This is a genomic window from Terrisporobacter sp. (assembly GCF_017888745.1).
Taxonomy (GTDB): Bacteria; Bacillota; Clostridia; order Peptostreptococcales; family Peptostreptococcaceae; genus Terrisporobacter.
The window spans coordinates 1-2,693 of record NZ_JAGHFM010000260.1 but is presented as its reverse complement, the minus strand read 5'-3'; the positions used below and the strand labels follow the sequence as shown (position 1 = coordinate 2,693).

4 protein-coding genes and 1 pseudogene are annotated in these 2,693 nt (G+C 24.5%); 1 reads left to right on the top strand and 4 read right to left on the bottom strand.

The features are described from left to right. Positions 1-169: 169 nt before the first annotated feature. Positions 170-853 (top strand): helix-turn-helix transcriptional regulator, encoded by a 684-nt coding sequence (locus J7G74_RS11905; protein ID WP_297135643.1) that lies wholly within the window; start codon positions 170-172, stop codon positions 851-853. Positions 854-1,333: 480 nt separating this feature from the next. Here J7G74_RS11905 and J7G74_RS11900 read toward each other — a convergent pair. From J7G74_RS11900 to J7G74_RS11890, 4 genes and pseudogenes are all read right to left on the bottom strand, one after another. After that, positions 1,334-1,567 (bottom strand): annotated as a pseudogene (locus J7G74_RS11900) (DUF4300 family protein). A gap of 28 nt (positions 1,568-1,595) precedes the next feature. Beyond that, positions 1,596-1,769 carry a DUF4300 family protein gene (locus J7G74_RS11895; protein WP_297135640.1) on the bottom strand — a complete coding sequence of 58 codons (174 nt, stop codon included), beginning with the start codon at positions 1,767-1,769 and terminating at the stop codon, positions 1,596-1,598. 116 nt (positions 1,770-1,885) lie between these two features. Then, positions 1,886-2,032 carry a hypothetical protein gene (locus J7G74_RS16945; RefSeq protein ID WP_443081658.1) on the bottom strand — a complete coding sequence of 49 codons (147 nt, stop codon included), beginning with the start codon at positions 2,030-2,032 and terminating at the stop codon, positions 1,886-1,888. Positions 2,033-2,472: 440 nt separating this feature from the next. After that, the coding region (locus J7G74_RS11890; RefSeq protein WP_297135637.1) for a phosphoribosylformylglycinamidine synthase subunit PurQ at positions 2,473-2,693 on the bottom strand (221 nt) is incomplete at its 5' end.

Here is a 2,693-nt window from a genome sequence, read left to right as displayed (position 1 = left end):
GTTGTATTTTATAATAAAATCTATCCAAAACTGTGTGTATTACTTACTCCTGTATTTAACATATGTAGTATCCTTATATTTTTATAATATCTATATTTATTTATATAGTTGAAGAAATTGTTCGAATATGTTATTATTGTAATAATAATTTATTACTGAGGTGTTTATAATGAAGGAAGAAGATAAATTAAGATACTCATGTTTAGTTGAGTTTTTAGGCAAAGCTTTAGGTTCTGATACGGAAATTGTTTTACATGATATAGATGAAGACTCAAATTCTATACTCGCTATTGCTAATGGTCATATTAGCAATAGAAAAATAGGAGCTCCTATAACTGACCTAGCCCTTAAATTTATAGTTGATAAAGAATATGAAAAAAGGGATTATGTATGTAACTATACTGGAAAGTCTAAAGGAGATAAGATCATCAAATCATCTACATTCTTTCTTAAAGATAATAATAAAAAATTAATAGGGTTACTTTGTATCAATCAGGATAAAAGTAAATATTTAGAGATTAGTAAAGATATTTTAAACTTAGCCAAGATATTTGATGCTAACGAAGAAATAAAAAACCTATCTAATGAATTGTCTCCTTTAAATCTTGCTACTCATACAGAAAATTTTGCTGATTCTGTTTCAGAAATGACATATGACATATTACACGAATTTGTAGATTTAACTAATATTCCTCCTGAAAGAATGACTCAGGATGAAAAACTTATTATTATAGACAAATTAAATCAAAGAGGTGTATTTATGTTAAAAGGTGCTGTAACTGAAGTAGCAAAACAACTACATAGCTCAGAAGCATCGATATATAGATACTTAGGAAAAATAAATAAAAAATAAGCCGATAAAACTAAATATTCATCGATATCTGATCTATCGTAAAAAGAGCATTTATCACAAAATAAAGTATAGTTCCTTAAGAATCAAAAGAGCTGTCGCATAAATAATTTTAAATTGTCCTGCAATAGCTCTTTTTTCTTATTTTTCTAAGTTTTTAATGCCCCCAAATTTATATTTTATTTTAAATATCTATGTAACAAATAAAGTATAAAAATAACCTTTTATGAGACATGTACAAATTTTTCTTTACTTTCATAACCTACATCTTTTAGCACACTTAAACACAATATCAGAAATAAGTAATCTTACATTTTGAACTTTTAAATTATCTTGTTATATTCTATTTCTGTTATAAAATCTTTTATTATCACAACGAAGTATTAGTTTTTTAAGCTTTTATTTTTCTAATTTATTTATTATTCCAACATAAAATAAGCCAGATGAAGATCAATCATATCATCTAGCTCATTTTATAATATATTATTTTATTAACTCATCATTTTCCATTATTATTGGCTTTGATCCCCCATTATCAGCTGTATTAGAATCTAATCGTTCCATTAAATATACTTTCATTTCAGATTTATATTTAAATTTTGAAACTTATATTGGTAGACTCTGACTACACTTTTCAACAAATAATAATCTATCTTTGGTTTCTATTGAAACACCTACATGATCTATAAATAATTGATCATCTTCTGGATGATGTATAAGTCCACTTATTATGGATACTATTGGATTATCTATAAATGATGTTTTCTATTTTTCCATTCTTTTTTATAGATTGTACAAATTTATTTGTATCATGTGAATTTTCTACGGGAATAGTTGTATAGAAATTAGAAAATTTATCAACTTCTTCTTTACTAAAATTACCTATAAGATTATTTTCTATTGCATCCATGTCAAACATTAAATTGTTATCTTAGTCTTTAAATTTACTTTGGGATTTAATATGATCTTTAAATATTGTAAACGCTGTCAATCCACAATTAAAATGTAAATAACCTAATCTGTTATAATTTTATTTTACCCTAAGTATGCTTCATCACATGGTACGTGTAGAGTATCTATTGATGTATATACTATTTTTGATGTATCTAATTTATTTATATGTGATATTTTATTATAATCTCTTACTAACTTAATGAAATAATCAGCTTGTTTCTTATCTATTTTATTTTCTATTAATATCTCCCTTACTTCTCTTTGTACTTTTTCATCTATTAGATTATGTAAGCTTTGCTACTTTTGTATTATTATCAGTATTAGTATTTGAGAATCCAGTCATAATCAATGATGCTAATATCGCTATTGGTATTATCGTTTTATCATATCTATAATACTCCACTCTGCTGAATATTTACCTTATAGTTATATAATATTTGACGTGTATACTATTTTTGTAATTAACTTATTTTAAATTTGTAAAATTCTATCATTTGTATAAATATATTTTAACTTTTTGTCAATTTGTAAATACATACTATATAGTTCTACTATCTTTGCTTTTATTTAAACTTGGTATAATCTTTAAACTTTAGACTAAATATTTTTATTAATAAAAATAGTATACTAATATATACAACCAGTATACTATTCGATATTAATTAATCTTATTTAAAATAGTTTACTCCAGATTCAAATATTTTCTGATCTACTTCACCTATTATATTTTTCATTACATATTTCCCTATTCTTTCAGAGTGACCCATCTTACCAAATATTCTGCCATCTGCACTAGTTATACCTTCTACTGCATAGTAAGAACCATTTGGATTATATTCTATATCATAAGTAGCTTTGCCATTTAAGTCTACATATTGAGTTGCTATTT